Annotated in this window: 18 protein-coding genes; 5 read left to right on the forward strand and 13 right to left on the reverse strand. The window is 53.6% G+C overall.

The features are described from left to right. Window positions 1-24 precede the first annotated feature (24 nt). Both CLV80_RS16050 and CLV80_RS16055 read left to right on the forward strand, forming a co-directional pair. The gene (locus tag CLV80_RS16050; protein WP_106358953.1) at window positions 25-1,059 is read left to right on the forward strand and encodes a TRAP transporter substrate-binding protein; all 1,035 of its coding nucleotides are present in this window, start codon (window positions 25-27) and stop codon (window positions 1,057-1,059) included. A gap of 131 nt (window positions 1,060-1,190) precedes the next feature. Beyond that, window positions 1,191-1,706: a hypothetical protein gene (locus CLV80_RS16055; protein WP_106358954.1), complete on the forward strand. Its 516-nt coding sequence runs from the start codon at window positions 1,191-1,193 to the stop codon at window positions 1,704-1,706. A 19-nt stretch (window positions 1,707-1,725) separates the two neighbouring features. On the opposite strand, the gene CLV80_RS16060 is transcribed toward CLV80_RS16055, so the two are convergent. After that, a complete protein-coding gene (locus tag CLV80_RS16060) occupies window positions 1,726-2,724 on the reverse strand; it encodes a polyprenyl synthetase family protein (RefSeq protein WP_106358955.1) in 999 nt (332 codons plus the stop codon). A gap of 54 nt (window positions 2,725-2,778) precedes the next feature. On the opposite strand from CLV80_RS16060, the gene CLV80_RS16065 reads away from it, so the two are divergent. The 3 genes from CLV80_RS16065 (at window position 2,779) to CLV80_RS16075 (ending at window position 4,033) form a co-directional block, all read left to right on the forward strand. After that, window positions 2,779-2,997 (forward strand): putative signal transducing protein, encoded by a 219-nt coding sequence (locus tag CLV80_RS16065; RefSeq protein ID WP_106358956.1) that lies wholly within the window; start codon window positions 2,779-2,781, stop codon window positions 2,995-2,997. Further along, window positions 2,990-3,745, forward strand: a complete 756-nt coding sequence (locus CLV80_RS16070) for a tRNA1(Val) (adenine(37)-N6)-methyltransferase (protein WP_106358957.1) — start codon at window positions 2,990-2,992, stop codon at window positions 3,743-3,745. The genes CLV80_RS16065 and CLV80_RS16070 overlap by 8 nt, the downstream gene beginning before the upstream one ends. Before the next feature lie 120 nt (window positions 3,746-3,865). Further along, window positions 3,866-4,033, forward strand: coding sequence for a YdcH family protein (locus CLV80_RS16075; protein ID WP_106358958.1), 168 nt, complete (start codon window positions 3,866-3,868; stop codon window positions 4,031-4,033). A 166-nt stretch (window positions 4,034-4,199) separates the two neighbouring features. Here the strand turns inward: CLV80_RS16075 and phbB are convergent, their stop codons facing one another. The 12 genes from phbB to CLV80_RS16135 all read right to left on the reverse strand — a co-directional run bounded on the left by phbB (window position 4,200) and on the right by CLV80_RS16135 (window position 15,232). Continuing rightward, the gene (gene phbB, locus CLV80_RS16080) at window positions 4,200-4,925 is read right to left on the reverse strand and encodes an acetoacetyl-CoA reductase (protein ID WP_106358959.1); all 726 of its coding nucleotides are present in this window, start codon (window positions 4,923-4,925) and stop codon (window positions 4,200-4,202) included. A 66-nt stretch (window positions 4,926-4,991) separates the two neighbouring features. Beyond that, window positions 4,992-6,167, reverse strand: a complete 1,176-nt coding sequence (locus CLV80_RS16085; protein ID WP_106358960.1) for an acetyl-CoA C-acetyltransferase — start codon at window positions 6,165-6,167, stop codon at window positions 4,992-4,994. Window positions 6,168-6,242: 75 nt separating this feature from the next. Continuing rightward, window positions 6,243-7,040: an EAL domain-containing protein gene (locus CLV80_RS16090; protein ID WP_106358961.1), complete on the reverse strand. Its 798-nt coding sequence runs from the start codon at window positions 7,038-7,040 to the stop codon at window positions 6,243-6,245. A gap of 68 nt (window positions 7,041-7,108) precedes the next feature. Beyond that, on the reverse strand, window positions 7,109-7,549 hold the full coding sequence (locus tag CLV80_RS16095) for a molybdenum cofactor biosynthesis protein MoaE (protein ID WP_106358962.1): 441 nt from the start codon (window positions 7,547-7,549) through the stop codon (window positions 7,109-7,111). After that, a complete protein-coding gene (gene moaD / locus CLV80_RS16100; RefSeq protein ID WP_106359001.1) occupies window positions 7,550-7,795 on the reverse strand; it encodes a molybdopterin converting factor subunit 1 in 246 nt (81 codons plus the stop codon). Next, on the reverse strand, window positions 7,795-8,460 hold the full coding sequence (pgsA, locus tag CLV80_RS16105; RefSeq protein WP_106358963.1) for a CDP-diacylglycerol--glycerol-3-phosphate 3-phosphatidyltransferase: 666 nt from the start codon (window positions 8,458-8,460) through the stop codon (window positions 7,795-7,797). Before pgsA ends, moaD begins: the two co-directional genes overlap by 1 nt. Before the next feature lie 90 nt (window positions 8,461-8,550). After that, window positions 8,551-10,419 (reverse strand): excinuclease ABC subunit UvrC, encoded by a 1,869-nt coding sequence (gene uvrC / locus CLV80_RS16110; protein ID WP_106358964.1) that lies wholly within the window; start codon window positions 10,417-10,419, stop codon window positions 8,551-8,553. A gap of 283 nt (window positions 10,420-10,702) precedes the next feature. Beyond that, complete coding sequence (locus CLV80_RS16115) at window positions 10,703-11,479, reverse strand: SDR family oxidoreductase (protein WP_106358965.1); 777 nt, start codon at window positions 11,477-11,479, stop codon at window positions 10,703-10,705. Between the two features lie 160 nt (window positions 11,480-11,639). Then, the gene (locus CLV80_RS16120) at window positions 11,640-12,434 is read right to left on the reverse strand and encodes a S49 family peptidase (protein WP_106358966.1); all 795 of its coding nucleotides are present in this window, start codon (window positions 12,432-12,434) and stop codon (window positions 11,640-11,642) included. 36 nt (window positions 12,435-12,470) lie between these two features. Next, window positions 12,471-13,232: an ABC transporter permease gene (locus CLV80_RS16125; RefSeq protein WP_106358967.1), complete on the reverse strand. Its 762-nt coding sequence runs from the start codon at window positions 13,230-13,232 to the stop codon at window positions 12,471-12,473. Continuing rightward, window positions 13,229-14,155: an ABC transporter ATP-binding protein gene (locus CLV80_RS16130; protein ID WP_106358968.1), complete on the reverse strand. Its 927-nt coding sequence runs from the start codon at window positions 14,153-14,155 to the stop codon at window positions 13,229-13,231. The genes CLV80_RS16125 and CLV80_RS16130 overlap by 4 nt, the downstream gene beginning before the upstream one ends. Before the next feature lie 102 nt (window positions 14,156-14,257). Next, window positions 14,258-15,232, reverse strand: a complete 975-nt coding sequence (locus tag CLV80_RS16135; RefSeq protein ID WP_106358969.1) for a type I glyceraldehyde-3-phosphate dehydrogenase — start codon at window positions 15,230-15,232, stop codon at window positions 14,258-14,260. Between the last annotated feature and the right edge of the window lie 134 nt (window positions 15,233-15,366).

The following is a 15,366-nucleotide window of genomic DNA, read 5'->3' on the forward strand; positions in this document are numbered from 1 at the left end:
AATTTAGATGAGAGGATGCATCACATGCACCTGATTAAGCATGCCGCCTTTGCGGCAGCCTTTACCCTGTCCGCTACTTCGAGCATCGCACAGGAAGTCACATTGCGCTTTCAGCACTTTGTATCACCAACCAGTGCCAATCCGACCTATTTCATGCAGCCGTGGGCTGATGCGATTGAGGAACAATCAAACGGTCGGATCAAGGTCGAAATCTATCCATTTATGCAATTGGGTGGGTCAGCGCCGAACCAATACGACCTAATCCGCGACGGCGCTATTGATGGCGGGTGGGTTGTCCCGGCGTACCAGCCAAACCGTTTCCCCGAGGCCGAAGCGCTTGAGCTTCCCTTCATGACGACAAAGTCCGCAGAAGAAGCAAGCGCAGCGGCTTGGGTCTACACCCAAGACTATCTAATGGACGACTTCCAAGACGTTCACGTGATCGCGGCCCACATGCACGGCCCCGGTATCGTACACAAACGCGGTGGCGCGATTGAGACTGTCGAAGATTTCGCCGGGCTAAAGCTACGCGGCCCATCACGGCCAGCCACGATGCTGCTGGATGAACTAGGCGCAACACCTATCGGCATGCCCGTCCCGCAGTTCCCAGAGGCATTGTCAAAAGGCGTTGTTGATGGTGGTGTGATCACTTGGGAAATGTCTCCTTCGCTCAAACTAAACGAGCTAACAGACAGCCACACCGACGTCGCAGGTGACCGCGCACTTTATAACCTCTACTTCATCTGGGCGATGAACAAAGATGTCTATAACGGCATGCCAGAAGACCTGCGCGCGATCATCGACGCGAACTCTGGTATGATGGCAAGCATGTGGGCAGGTAATGCGCACGACACCGGGGATGCAGTTGGGCGTGACGTCATGATCGCCGACGGCAACGAAATCGCCACATTGTCCGAAGAAGAAACAGCACGCATTGTAGCGCTAGGCGAAAACGTCACCGCTCATTGGATCAGCGAGATGAACGACAAAGGCTTTGACGGCGCAGCACTGGTCGCCGCAGCGCAAGCTGCTGTCGCTGACAACATTGCCGACGAATAACCTGTTGGGGCGGCAAACAAGCCGCCCCGCAACACTGCGGCAATTAAAACTATTTTCAGTTTACCTATGGCAGCACTTAATCTTTAGTGAAGAACGATGAGCCTTAATCATCGGATTTTACAGGACTATTTATGCCAATTATTATTCTTATTCTGAGCACGCTGGGCGCCGCAATATGGTGGTGGGTTCGGCAAAACCCCGGCGACGCGCTTGATACAGCCGTAGACGTCGCCACAACTGTCCGCAATGCACCACGCAAGCTGGCATTCCGGAAACAAACCAATGCACACCCAGTCGAAGGCATCGATGATCCGCGCATCGCGATTTGCGCGATCGCGCAGGCGTTCATAGAATTGGACGATCTCCCGACCAAAGACCAGCGTAATACGCTCAATCTGTTGCTTCGCACAGAATTGCGCTGCTCAGCGGAGGAAGCCGAAGAAATGGAAGTATTGGGGCGCTGGCTGCAAGGTCAGTGCAACAATTCCGAAGCGGCTATTGTCCGGCTAGCCCGACGGCTACGCAAGATCGCCGGCGATGCATCGTGGGACTTACTGCATGATATCCTTGGTGGGTTGGTCGAAGGCGAACTATCCAAAAACCAGATCTCCGCGATTGAGGATATCAAGCGCGCGTTTCATCGTTAGCCACCAAGATACTGGTAGCTCAAGTAATCCGCGCAACGACGTAATCAGCGAGGTCGATCAACATCGTTTTCAACAGGTGGTCTGGGATCACTGATAGCGCGGACTTGGCTTTTTCGGCCCATGCAATCGCATCAAGCCGTGTGCTTTCCATTGTGCCGTGTTTAGCAAGCAGCGCGATTGCGTGGTCAAGATCGCCGTCTTCTTGGCGACCCTTTTGGATCGTACGCACCCAGAATTCACGCTCGGTTTCATCGGCAGCGGCAATGGCCCGGATCACAGGCAGGGTCAGTTTCCGTTCGCGAAAATCGTCGCCAACGTTTTTACCCGTCGCTTTGGTTCCACCGTAATCCAGCAGGTCGTCGACAATCTGGAACGATACTCCCAACGCGTCGCCGTAATCGTAAAGCGCCTTCTTAGTCTCCGCATCTTTTCCCGCAATTTCACCGCCGACTTCCATTGCGGCAGAAAAGAGAGCGGCGGTTTTGCCGCGTACAACTTGAATATAGATTTCTTCTGTCGTGGCCAGATCGCTCGCGGCTGTCAGCTGCAGCACCTCACCTTCGGCGATTGTTGCGGACGCATTCGCCAAGATGTCCAGCACCCGCAGCGACCCTGTTTCGACCATCAACTGGAATGAACGGGCGAACAGATAGTCGCCTACCAGAACACTAGAGGTATTATCCCAAAGCAAATTCGCAGTCGGGCGTCCACGGCGCTGGCTGCTTTCGTCCACCACATCGTCGTGCAGTAACGTCGCAGTGTGAATGAATTCCACCGTTGCGGCCAAATGAATGTGATACGGGCCGTCATAGCCGCACATGCGCGCCGCAGCGAGCGTCAACATCGGGCGCAAACGTTTTCCGCCTGCTTCAACCAGATGCGCTGTAACTTCGGGAATTCGCGGCGCATGCTCAGACGCCATTCGCGCGCGGATCATGTCATTTACAGCGTTCAAATCATCGGCCAATGCAGCGGCCAATTGTTCGTGTGGTTTAGTGGCTGCTTGGTCAAGGCTCATGCGCGGTTCCGTGAACTGATAGACAAAGGCGTCGCCCCGCCTTAGGTCATAGATATGAAAGAGCTTTTGCGCACCAATGACCCCACTGTCATCGCCTTTGCAACCGCCCTGCTGGACAGCGAGGGTATAGCCTGCTTCACCTTCGACGTAAATATGAGCGTCCTCGAGGGAAGCATAGGCATAATGCCGCGTCGCCTGATGGTGGTCGACCATGATTTGATTGCTGCCGAAGCCGTAATGCGTGACGCAGAGATTGATTTAGGCCGTGACTGACGAACTGACAAAAGACGATTTTCTGGGGGGTAAACTGTGTGTCTACCAACCCCGAAAGGGATATCGTGCTGGCGTTGATCCGGTTTTACTTGCGGCAAGCACCCCAGCAAAACCCGAGCAATCGGTTCTTGAACTGGGCTGCGGTGTAGGGGTTGCATCGCTTTGCTTGTCAGCACGTATACCCGGCCTCTCGATTACCGGAATTGAATTGCAGGCAGATTACGCTGCACTCGCCCGCAGAAACGCACGCGAAAATGATGCGCCATTTAACGTCATCAATGCCGATTTGCGCCAATTACCCGTCGAAATTCGGCAACAACGATTTGACCACGTTATTATGAACCCGCCGTACTTTGACCGAACTACGAGCGTCGCGGCCCAAGACACAGGTCGGGATGTTGCGCTTGGTGGGGATACACCGCTCGCCGACTGGCTCGAAATCGGTGCACGCCGCGTTGGCCCGCGCGGATATCTGACAATCATTCAAAGAATGGAACGCCTACCCGAAGTTCTTTCAGGACTAAAAGGACGACTAGGCGCGCTGATCGCCAGACCAATCGCGGGACGCGAAGACCGTGCGCCTGAACTGTTTTTGATGCAGGCAAGACAGGAAGGCCGCGCGGCATTTCACATGATGCCGACATTGATCATGCACAAAGGCAAGGTGCACGCAGGCGATAAAGAAAGCTACACATCTGAGGTAAGTGCTGCTTTGCGAAGTGGCGCTGAATTACCCATTCTCCGTTAATCTTCTTGCAAGAATTTTCAACCAACCTGACTTCACACTGTCTTGCTGTGGTGCAGCGTGACTTTGCGTTACAAATGTGTTGCAATCAAATTACTCACAAACCCCTAGAGGAGGACGATCATGAGCTTGAGTTCACACCTGCAGGAACTGAAGAAAAAACACCAACACCTCTCGGACCATGTCGCGGTTATGCAGCGAAGCCCTGCGACAGACGATCTTGAAATTGCAAAGCTTAAAAAACAAAAGCTTATGCTGAAAGAAGAAATCAATAAACTTAGCACGCACTAAAGAGTACGCCAAAAGTAGGAACTTGCTCCTGCGCCTTGACGCGCCTCAGATCCGAGAATCAGGCACATACACCGTTCTCGTGAATGCGTAGACAAAGCCCGGGCAACCCAACATAAAAAAGGCCACGTCGATGTGACGTGGCCTTTTCTGTAAGCTGATGACCGGTTTAGGTCATATACTGGCCACCGTTCGCAGTGATAGTCGAACCTGTAACAAAACCTGCATCATCGGACGCCAAGAATAGCACCGCACGCGCAATTTCAGATGCTTCACCTAAACGGCCGACAGGAATTTGCGGCAAGATGACTTCGTTCATCACCTTTTCCGGGATCGTGCTCATCATCTCAGTGTTGATGTAGCCCGGAGCAATCACATTAACGGTGATGCCTGCACGTGCACCTTCTTGGGCCAAAGCCTTGGTAAATCCGATATCGCCGGCCTTTGCAGCAGCATAGTTGGCCTGCGCGAACTGGCCTTTTTGACCGTTGATCGAGCTAATAGTAATGACGCGACCAAACTTGCGTTCGCGCATCCCCGGCCAAATCGGATGGGTCATATTGAAGACACCGGATAGGTTCGTATCGACTACGTCTTTCCATTGCTGTGGTGTCATTTTATGGAATGGCGCGTCGCGCGTAATACCCGCATTGTTCACCAGCACATCGACAGGCCCAAGATCCGCCTCGACCTGTGCGATACCTGCGGCACATGCCTCGTAATTCCCAACGTCCCACTTATAGGTCTTAATACCGGTCTCGGCCGTAAAGGCTGCTGCCTTTTCGTCGTTTCCGGCATAAGTTGCTGCGACCGAATAGCCCGCGTCCTTGAGTGCTGTTGAAATTGCCGCGCCAATACCGCGCGAGCCTCCTGTGACGAGAGCTACTCGTGTCATTCTTTCTCCTCCCAGAGATTTAGAAAGCAATCTTATTGCTCAAAACGTTCAATTGCAGACATATAGTTACGCGCACTCGACGCACATTGCAACACCCATACCGCCACCAATGCACAAAGTTGCAAGACCTTTTTTGGCGCCGCGACGCTTCATTTCAAACAGTAGTGTGTTTAATACACGACAGCCTGACGCACCGATTGGGTGACCAATAGCAATCGCACCGCCATTAACGTTTACGATCGCGGGATCCCAACCCATTTCTTTGTTTACAGCGCAAGCCTGCGCGGCAAAGGCTTCGTTCGCCTCAACAAGGTCCAAATCAGATGCGCTCCAGCCCGCTTTTTCAAGCGCCTTACGGCTGGCCATAACGGGGCCTACGCCCATGATTGACGGGTCAAGACCTGCCGTCGCGTAGGACGCAATACGCGCAAGCGGTTCAATGCCGCGCTTTTCAGCGTCATCCGCTGTCATTAGTAACGTCGCCGCGGCACCATCATTCAAGCCAGACGCATTGGCCGCGGTAACCGATCCTTCCTTGGTAAAGGCGGGACGTAGCTTTTGCATGGCGTCCATCGTCGCACCATGGCGAATGTACTCATCCTGATCGACAACTGTTTCGCCGCGACGTGTTTTCACCGTAAAGGCCGCGATTTCATCGGCGAATCTACCAGCTTTTTGTGCGGCCTCTGCTTTATTTTGGGACGCAACGGCAAATTCATCCTGCATATCACGGGTGATTCCCCATTGATCTGCTACGTTTTCGGCTGTTTGGCCCATATGATAATTGTTGAAAGCGTCCCAAAGGCCATCGCGGATCATGGTGTCAATGAACTTCATATCGCCCATCTTTTGACCTGCACGCAAGTTCGCCGCATGGGGGCTAAGCGTCATGTTTTCCTGACCGCCTGCCGCAACAATAGCAGCGTCGCCAAGCTGAATGTGCTGCGCGCCCAATGCAACGGCACGAAGACCGGAACCGCAAACTTGGTTAATACTCCAAGCTGCGGATTCAATTGGAAGACCTGCATTAATATGCGCCTGACGCGCTGGGTTTTGGCCCTGTGCTGCGGTTAAGACCTGACCTAAAATTGTCTCGCTTACTTCTGACTTATCGATTCCAGCGCGGGCAACGACCTCCTCTAAAATCGCGGCGCCTAGATCGTGCGCTGGCGTGTTAGCAAAAGCACCAGCAAAGCTTCCTACTGCGGTGCGTGCAGCGGATGCGATAACAACGTTAGTCATGAATTTGTCCCCTTTATTTTCCTCACTCGGGGGAACGGTGCCATTTACACGCAAAAGGCGCAAGCTGACATGCGGTCACAGTTCGAATTTTGGCACCCCGTAGAAATACCCCTGCAAACAATCGACACCAAGACGTTCTAAGAAAGCAGCTTCTTCCGCTGTTTCCACCCCATCTGCGACGGCAAACATTTCAAACTGATGCGCGACAGTAACCAGCGCTTCGGCGAGCACTTGATTGTCAGTATTATTATCAATTCCGCGGATAAAGCTCTTGTCAATTTTGACCAGATCGAAAAAGAAATCTTTAAGATGGCGAAACGCGGTAAAACCTGCACCAAATCCGTCGAGCGCGAAGGCAACGCCTTTGGGTTGCATCTCGGCCATAAAACGAATGACGTTTTCGTGTAACATCATCGCAGAGGTTTCGCTGATTTCAAAGATCAGCCGATCACCCGGCTTAGCCCGATTTAGCAAGCCGTTGTCCAGAATTCGCCGCCACTCACCGTCGCCAATTGATCGCGCGGATAGGTTCACTGACAATCTTAGATTAGGGCGTGCCACAAGCATTTTTAGCGCCAGATCCAAGGTCACGCAGTCAATCTGACGCCCCATCACCGTTTCCTCTATCAAGGGCATAAAATGCGCTGCTGGAATGATCCGGCCAGCGTCATCCGATAGGCGCACCAGACCTTCGTAAAACGCGACTTGCGGGGATGCTTCGCTAGTCATGATCGGCTGAAACGCCAGTTGCGCGCGCCCAGCGCCTAACGCGTCACGCACCAAGTCCATGACATCGGCATCACGGCTCGCCATCGCATATTGCAGGGGATCAAGCAGCGCATGATCATCCAGTTCGTTAACAGCTTGTTGCATCTTTCGATTCCATTGGGACATGCCCAAAATGAACCAAAGCTAACTAACATCGGATTAATAAAGACGCGTCACCAGCGTTTTAGCGCATCTTCGTCTGCGTCCTTAGCCGCGACCCAGCTTGCACCTGCTGTTGTGATCTCTTTCTTCCAGAATGGTGCACGCGATTTGAGGTAATCCATGAGGAAATCAGCCGCCTCGAACGCCGCTGCCCGGTGTGCTGAAGCCGTGGCCACCATCATAATCGGGGCACCGGGTTTCAGCGCCCCATACCGATGAATGACCAGCGCATCGGCCAACCCCCAACGGGTTGTTGCCTCTTGCACTATCTTTGCAATCGCGGATTCTGTCATGCCGGGGTAATGTTCGATCTGCATTTCCTGTAAGTCGCCATCGGTGTCGCGCACAACGCCTGTGAAACTGACCACGGCACCAACGTCGCTGCGACCCTGCGCAAAACGATTAAGCTCTGCCCCGGCATCAAACAATTCTGGCTGCACGCGGACTGTCATTTATCCACCTGTCATCGGCGGAAAGAATGCGATCTCTTTGACACCAGCAAGCGGCGCATCAAAGTCGGCCAGTTCTTGATCCAATGCAACCCGCAGCGCGGATATGTCTGCAAAGGCTGCCTCGTACCGGTCTTCGCGGGCTTTCAGTTCTTCGACCAAGTCTGCCACAGTTGCCGCATTCGTATCGACCTGTTCTTGCGGCAGACCGATACGCTCACGGACCCAGGCAAAGTAGACGACGTTCATCATGCACCATCCCGAAGATATGGGCGAGATTTGTTAAAGTAATCCCAGCCGGTGATCGCCGTAAGCAATGCCGCGATCCAAAGAATCGAAATACCTGCCCAGCTGCTAAAGATCATGCCGTTGTATTTCCATGAAAGGCCAAAATCATCTGGTCCTGTGCCATTCAGGGCGGCATCAACCATTTCTGATGTCATAGCGAGCGAATGGATCATGAAATAGTGTTCAAACGCGCCAGCCGCAAACAGCAGCGCGATCCCAACCATCTGGGCGGTCGTTTTCCATTTCGCAAGCTTCGTGACCTTTAGCGTGCCTGCGGTATCGCCCAAGAATTCACGCAATCCAGATACAAAGACTTCGCGAAAAATGATCAAGGTGGCGGGCAGCAGGATCCATGGGTTCATACTGGAAAAGCCGGTGATCACCACCAGGGCGATAATCACCATCGCTTTGTCAGCGATTGGGTCAAGCATTGCGCCCAATTTGCTTTCTTGTTTCCAAAGCCGCGCAAGGTAGCCATCGACAAAGTCTGTCAACGCAGCCACGACGAACAACACCAGTGCGAACCAGTCCGCCCAAGGCCTGTTAAAGTAAAGGAACATGATCACAACGCCTGGCGCAGCGGCCAAACGTAAGATCGTGAGGATATTAGGTATATTCATTGTCATGCCTCTACCTACCCCGCTTCGCAGCCGCTGACCATATCCCACTTCTTTTGTGTCGAAATACCGCAGCTAAACGCAAATATCGTTCTCGGCTTAGCCTTTTTCGTGGAAGTAGTCATAGATCGTTTGCGCAAGGCTATCCGAGACACCGACAACGGCCTTTAGATCAGCAAGATTGGCACGGGTGACGGCCTTGGCCGAACCGAAATGCGCGAGTAAAGCCCGCTTGCGCGTTGCACCTACGCCGGGCACATCATCCAAAGGCGTCGCGCCGATCGCTTTGCTACGTTTTGCGCGGTGGGTGCCAATGGCAAAGCGGTGAACCTCGTCGCGCATGCGCTGAATGAAATAAAGCACCGGGTCGTTGTGGCGCAGTGCCATGACACGTTTGCCAGTACGGTAAAATTCTTCTTTACCGGCGTCGCGGTCTTCGCCTTTGGCCACGCCGACCATCGCGATATCGCCAACGCCAAGTTCAGTCATAATTTCACGCACGGCACTGACTTGGCCTGCACCGCCATCAATCAACAGCAAGTCGGGCCAAGACCCGGTTGTTCTATCGGGGTCTTCTTTCAACAGCCGTTGGAAACGACGTGTCATGACCTCTTTCATCATGCCAAAGTCGTCACCCGGCACGAGGTTATCACCGCGAATGTTAAACTTGCGGTACTGGTTCTTTTCGAACCCATCTGGCCCTGCGACGACCATTGCGCCGACAGCATGCGCACCCTGAATGTGCGAGTTATCATAGACCTCAATCCGCTGCGGGGGTTTGGGCAGTTCGAATGCTTCGGCCAACCCTTTTAGCAATCGGGCCTGCGTCGCAGTTTCTGACATTTTCCGCGCGAGGCTTTCGCGGGCATTGCGTAGCGCATTATGGACCAGCTCAGCCTTTTCCCCGCGCTGTGGGGTGATCACATCAACCTTGCGTCCGGCCTTTTCTGCCAGCGCGTCAGCCATCAGTTCATCGTTATCCAGCCCATGCGAAAGGATCACCATTTTGGGTGGATCTCGGTGGGCGTAGAACTGGCCAACAAAGGCCTCCATCACCTCGGATGGGTCTTCGTCGCCGCTGATCCGCGGATAATAATCGTGGTTCCCCCAGTTCTGGTTCGCACGGTAAAAGAACACCTGCACACAGGCCTGTCCGCCGTCCGTATGCAATGCGATGACGTCGGCCTCTTCAGTGGATTGCGGATTGATCCCTTGCGCGGATTGCACCTGCGTTAACGCCTGAATACGGTCGCGTAAGGCCGCAGCGCGTTCAAACTCAAGGTTGTCAGACGCATCCTGCATATGCTTGGCCAACGTTTCCTGAATCCGCTTTGTGCGCCCCTGAAGAAAGCTTTCGGCGTCACGCACTGTATCAGCATAGTCTTCGTCCGAGATCTTGCCACAGCATGGGCCACTGCATCGTTTGATCTGATACTGCAGACATGGGCGTGTCCGGTTTTCAAACTCGATATCTGTACAGTTGCGCAGCAAGAAGACGCGCTGCAACTGCTTTAACGTTCGGTTCACCGCGCCTGCGCTAGCAAAGGGGCCGAAATAGCTACCCTTTTCCTTCTTAGCACCACGGTGCTTTTTGATCTGCGGATAAGCGTGCGATTTTGTCACGAGGATATTCGGGAATGATTTATCGTCGCGCAGCAAAACATTGTAACGCGGCTTTAGCTGCTTAATCAGGTTTTGCTCAAGAAGAAGCGCCTCTGTCTCGGTCCGAGTCGTAAGAAACATCATCGAGGCGGTTTCGCTGATCATCCGCGCGATCCGCGGCGAATGATTGCCCGGCCGAGAATAGTTACTAACACGGTTCCGCAGGTTGCGCGCCTTACCGACGTACAGCACCCGGCTTTCCGCATCGAGCATCCGATAAACGCCCGGTGAAGAATCCAACGTACGCAGATACCCGTAGATTCGGTCATATCCTGTCGTCGGCTGCTGGGTCGTTTGCTCGGTCATGGGCCGTTTCTTTGATTCTACTTTGGCTGCAATGGTAATGCAGCAGGGACAAGAGGAAAGGCATCCACCGTTTCTGTGGATAAGTCGGTGGGCATTTCCGTGAGAGTCGGAAATTTCCCTTCTATTTAGCGGGGTTCGTCGATTTGCTCAAAAAATAGGCAAATATTTAAACCATTGATAAATATACGTATTTTTATGAACAACCAATTAAACCCCTAAAAAACTGGTTAATTATGACAGTTTCGTGACCATGCCACCCGCATAGTGCACAACTCTTGCGGCGCTACTCAACCCCAAGGACATCTGGCGTTTGCCAGCCAAGATGCTGGCCGCCGTCCACGGCAATCATTTGCCCCGTGACCGCGGGCGCGTCCAAGAAATATCCAAGTGCTGCAGTGATGTCTGCCGGGTTAGCACCGCGCCCCAGAATGGTCGCCGCACGCTGCGCATCAAAGTGGGCTTTGGTCTGTCGATGGCCCTGCAAGGTCGGACCAGGCCCGATGCCGTTCACCCGCACATGAGGGGCCAATGCCTGCGCCGTGGTCTGTGTCATCGCCCACAGCCCCATCTTTGCAATCGTGTAGCTCATGAACTCTGGAGTCAGCTTGTGAACCCTTTGATCCAGCATGTTCACAATCAGCGCCTGCGCAATCGGCTCACCGTTTTCATCAGTGCCTGCCTTGGGGGCCTGCGCCGCGAACTGCTGCGTCAAAACGAAAGGCGCACGTAGGTTAGATTCGATATGTCTGTCCCAGCTTTCACGGGTGGCAGACGTCACGTTGTCATATTCAAATATCGAAGCGTTATTCACTAAACAGGTCAACCGATCGCCCAGCGCGTCAACAGCACGCCCGACCAACGCTTGGGCGGCGCTTTCGTCTAGCAAATCAGCCTGAAGAGCCACCGCTGTACGCCCCATATCCTGCAACTGCGCTACTGACGTGGCAGCACCATCGGCGGAGCCAGCATAGTGGACGGCCACATCATACCCGCGCTTCCCTAGATACAGCGCCATCGCCTGTCCCAACCGTGCACCTGCACCTGTTACAAGCGCCTTCATGGGCGTCCCTTTTTGCATTGGCATGGGCCTTTACCTATCCGATAGCGCTGGCAGTTCGGACATTTCGCATCGGACAATCGCTGCTGTCCCGGAAATCGCCATTTACCGAAAATGCCAAGCACGGCCATGAAGGCCAGAAACAGAAATATTGCTTTGACGATCACAGGCCGAACCTTGCGAATGCGGCCCGTTCTTCGATCCCAGCCACAGTGTCATCAACAATCTGCGCACCAAAGCGAGACAGGATTGTCTTTTTCTGCCCGTAGCGGCGGAACTGGACGTCGTCGCCAAAGCGCTGCTTCATCACGGGTACAAGGTGGCCGATCCCATCGACAAGACCTTCGTCGACGCTTTTCTGGCCGATGTAGACCTCGCCTGTAAACAGATCAGGGTTATCCGAAAGCTTTGGCCCGCGACGCGACTTCACATAAGCGATAAAGGTCTCGTGCAGGTCATCTAGCCAAACTTTGAGCTTTTTCACATCAGCAGGTTTTTCGGGCTTAAACGGGTCCATCATTGATTTTGATTTACCGGCTGTATGCACGCGGCGTTCGATCCCGTAACTCGCGATAGCCTCGTGCGCACCAAAACCAGAACTGATGACGCCGATGGAGCCAGTCAGCGAGCAAGCATCAATGAAGATTTCGTCGGCGGCACATGCCAGCCAATAGCCACCGGATGCGGCAACATCTTCGACAAAGGCAAAGACCGGTACTTTCTTTTCATCTGCCAACCGCCGGATACCTGCAGCAATCAGTGATGACTGCACAGGCGATCCGCCGGGGCAGTTAATCTCAAGCGCAACCGCCGCAGGTTTACCCTTGCGAAACGCCTTCTCAAAGGCTGGGGCAAGGCTGGGGCTATCCAGCCCGCGACCATTATTCGTGATCGCCCCCTGCAGCCGAATGACTGCAACAAACGGGGGCGTTTTCACAAAAGGGATAAAGCGTTTCATAGGTTAACCTTAGGCAGAATTACGGGTTTCGCAAGCTTACTGACGGATCCGCCAGCCGGTGCGGAATATCCACCAGATGGCGGCCAAACATGCACCAGTGAACAGTGCAATTGCGGCAAGCGACACTGCAATATCCACATCTGCTGCACCAAAGAACGCCCAGCGGAACCCAGAGATCAGATAAACAACAGGGTTAAACATGGCGATCGTCTGCCAAATACCCGGTAGCATCGACACTGAATAGAACGACCCACCAAGGAACACGAGCGGTGTGATGACCAATAGCGGGATCAACTGCAACTGTTCAAAATTGCCGGCCCAAATGCCGATGATGAACCCAAGCAATGAAAAACTAAGGCAGGTCATCACCAAGAAGGCGACCATCGCAATCGGGTGCGCGATGTTAAGATCAACAAAGAAGAATGCGGTGATCAGGATTATCACGCCGATAAACATCGCTTTCGTCGCGGCTGCGCCGACATACCCCAAGACGATCTCTAGGAAGTTGACCGGTGCTGACAGTAGTTCGTAGATCGTGCCTGTGAATTTCGGGAAATATATCCCAAAGCTCGCGTTTGATGTGGCCTGCGTCATGACTGACAGCATGATCAGCCCCGGCACAATAAACGCACCATAGCTGACGCCTTCGACTTCTTGGATACGGCTACCGATAGCGGCACCAAAGACGATAAAGTAAAGCGAGGTCGAGATCACCGGAGAGATCAAGCTTTGCATAATCGTCCGAAAGAAGCGCTTCATTTCGGATCGATAGATTGTCTGAACTGCGTAAATGTTCATGCTGTTTCCTTTACGAGGCCGACAAAGATGTCTTCAAGGCTGCTTTGTTTGGTTTGAAGATCGGTCATGGTCAGCCCCGCTGCCGCCAGATCATTCAATAATGTTGTGATGCCAGTGCGTTCGCCGTTGGTGTCATATGTATATGTCAGGCTTAGCCCATCATCCGCACGGTCAAGCTCATAACCCGCAAGCGCTGCGGGTACTTCGGCCACTGCTTCGCTAAGCGAAATCTGCAATTGCTTTTGGCCCATCTGCGCCATCATTTCGGATTTGTCCTGCACCAACAGGATTTGCCCGCCATTAATAACGCCCACACGATCAGCGATCGCTTCGGCCTCTTCTATATAGTGTGTCGTCAGGATGATCGTGACACCTGCGGCCTTTAGCTCGGCGACAACGTCCCACATATCTTTGCGCAGTTCGACATCAACACCTGCGGTGGGTTCGTCCAAGAACAGAACGCGCGGTTCATGCGAAAGCGCCTTAGCGATCAAAACCCGGCGTTTCATGCCGCCGGACAGCGCCATGATCTTGCTGTTCTTCTTGTCACCAAGCGACAGCTGATCAAGGATACGGTTAATATAGTCATCATTGCGCGGCTTGCCGAACAGTCCGCGTGAAAAGCTTACAGTGTTAAAGACTGTCTCGAATGGCTCTAGGTTTATCTCTTGGGGGACGAGACCAATCAGGTCACGCGTCGCGCGATAATCAGTGAGCGTATCGAAACCACCCACCGTGATCGAACCACCCGTCGGCACTGTAATCCCACACACAGTCGAGATCAGGGTCGTTTTACCAGCCCCGTTCGGGCCAAGAAGGGCAAGTATCTCGCCCTCTTCAATTTCAAGATTGACGCCTTTAAGCGCCTCAAAGCCACCTGGGTATGCTTTGCGTAGATTTTCGACAGAAACGATGGAGGGCATGAAGCAACCTTTGATTAGCTCATGGAACTTAACGTGAACGGAGCGAAAGTGAAAGGCTACGCTATACCTTCGGCGGCGCACAGGTTTTGGGGAATGTTGATGCTAAGTAGTCATCATCTGCGCCACATCAAGCATCCGACATGAAAAACCCCATTCGTTGTCATACCACCCAAACACACGGACCAAACCACCGGCGGTCACGCGTGTCTCTGGTAGGGACACGATCAGACTTTCTGGACGGGCACGTAGATCAGATGACACCAGCGGCTTGTCGGTATGACCAATTACGCCGGACTGCTGGCGCAGCACATCGTGCACCTCATCCAGTGCGACGGGCCGGCCCAAGGTAACAGTAAGATCAACGGCTGAAACCGACGCGACGGGCACACGCACTGCGGCGGCTTCAATCCGCCCCGCGATGTCAGGAAGCACCTCGTTCAAAAGACGTTGCGCCGAAGTGGTCGTCGGAACCATAGATAGCCCAGCCGCACGGCTACGCATCATGTCTCCGCGTGGGGCATCGATAGTTGGCTGACTACCAGTGTAGCAATGTATGGTCGTCATCCATCCCGTTTGCAGACCCCACGTGTCATCGATCAATCTTACCAAGGGGGCTAAGGCATTCGTCGTGCACGAAGCATTCGATACAATCTGTTGATCCGCCAGCAATTGATCGTTCGCACCCAACACGACTGTCAAATCCGCAGCGCCAGACGGGCCAGAGATCAGAACGCGCCCGGCCCCTGCATCGATACCGCGCCTTGCGACATCGCGCGTGTCGGCCTTACCCGTACACTCTAGCAGTAGATCGACCCCTTTAAGGTCCAAAGTGCTCACGTCTGAAGTTTGATGAAATGGAACAGAATGCCCGTCAATGATCAGCGTACCACCAACCAGATCGGCCTGCCCCGGGTAGGGGCCAAATACGCTGTCATATGCAAACAGATGCGCGCACAGGTCTGCGTCGGCAATGTCATTAATACCGACGATTTCGACACCCGGCCATCCACCCGACGCCCAAGCCCGCAACATGGTCCGACCGATTCGACCAAAGCCATTGATGAAAATACGCGCCATTCGCCTGCCTCTTAACGGTTTTCGCAATGGTGCACCCTTGATCGCATAGCGACAAGGTCTGATTTCGCTGCAGTTTTATCGCAAACCCAAGGGCTTGGAGCGGGAGAATCGGGGGGGAAAACCGCGCAATTCCC

The sequence above is a fragment of the Yoonia maritima genome (assembly GCF_003003285.1).
In the GTDB taxonomy this organism is placed as follows: domain Bacteria; phylum Pseudomonadota; class Alphaproteobacteria; order Rhodobacterales; family Rhodobacteraceae; genus Yoonia; species Yoonia maritima.

What these genes read in the sequence shown, in the direction of transcription:
- CLV80_RS16050 (WP_106358953.1), top strand. Translation starts at nt 25, where the DNA reads ATGCACCTGATTAAGCATGCCGCCTTTGCGGCAGCCTTTACCCTGTCC.
- CLV80_RS16055 (WP_106358954.1), top strand. Translation starts at nt 1,191, where the DNA reads ATGCCAATTATTATTCTTATTCTGAGCACGCTGGGCGCCGCAATATGG.
- CLV80_RS16060 (WP_106358955.1), bottom strand. Translation starts at nt 2,724, where the DNA reads ATGAGCCTTGACCAAGCAGCCACTAAACCACACGAACAATTGGCCGCT.
- CLV80_RS16065 (WP_106358956.1), top strand. Translation starts at nt 2,779, where the DNA reads ATGAAAGAGCTTTTGCGCACCAATGACCCCACTGTCATCGCCTTTGCA.
- CLV80_RS16075 (WP_106358958.1), top strand. Translation starts at nt 3,866, where the DNA reads ATGAGCTTGAGTTCACACCTGCAGGAACTGAAGAAAAAACACCAACAC.
- phbB (WP_106358959.1), bottom strand. Translation starts at nt 4,925, where the DNA reads ATGACACGAGTAGCTCTCGTCACAGGAGGCTCGCGCGGTATTGGCGCG.
- CLV80_RS16085 (WP_106358960.1), bottom strand. Translation starts at nt 6,167, where the DNA reads ATGACTAACGTTGTTATCGCATCCGCTGCACGCACCGCAGTAGGAAGC.
- CLV80_RS16090 (WP_106358961.1), bottom strand. Translation starts at nt 7,040, where the DNA reads ATGCAACAAGCTGTTAACGAACTGGATGATCATGCGCTGCTTGATCCC.
- CLV80_RS16095 (WP_106358962.1), bottom strand. Translation starts at nt 7,549, where the DNA reads ATGACAGTCCGCGTGCAGCCAGAATTGTTTGATGCCGGGGCAGAGCTT.
- moaD (WP_106359001.1), bottom strand. Translation starts at nt 7,795, where the DNA reads ATGAACGTCGTCTACTTTGCCTGGGTCCGTGAGCGTATCGGTCTGCCG.
- pgsA (WP_106358963.1), bottom strand. Translation starts at nt 8,460, where the DNA reads ATGACAATGAATATACCTAATATCCTCACGATCTTACGTTTGGCCGCT.
- uvrC (WP_106358964.1), bottom strand. Translation starts at nt 10,419, where the DNA reads ATGACCGAGCAAACGACCCAGCAGCCGACGACAGGATATGACCGAATC.
- CLV80_RS16115 (WP_106358965.1), bottom strand. Translation starts at nt 11,479, where the DNA reads ATGAAGGCGCTTGTAACAGGTGCAGGTGCACGGTTGGGACAGGCGATG.
- CLV80_RS16120 (WP_106358966.1), bottom strand. Translation starts at nt 12,434, where the DNA reads ATGAAACGCTTTATCCCTTTTGTGAAAACGCCCCCGTTTGTTGCAGTC.
- CLV80_RS16125 (WP_106358967.1), bottom strand. Translation starts at nt 13,232, where the DNA reads ATGAACATTTACGCAGTTCAGACAATCTATCGATCCGAAATGAAGCGC.
- CLV80_RS16130 (WP_106358968.1), bottom strand. Translation starts at nt 14,155, where the DNA reads ATGCCCTCCATCGTTTCTGTCGAAAATCTACGCAAAGCATACCCAGGT.
- CLV80_RS16135 (WP_106358969.1), bottom strand. Translation starts at nt 15,232, where the DNA reads ATGGCGCGTATTTTCATCAATGGCTTTGGTCGAATCGGTCGGACCATG.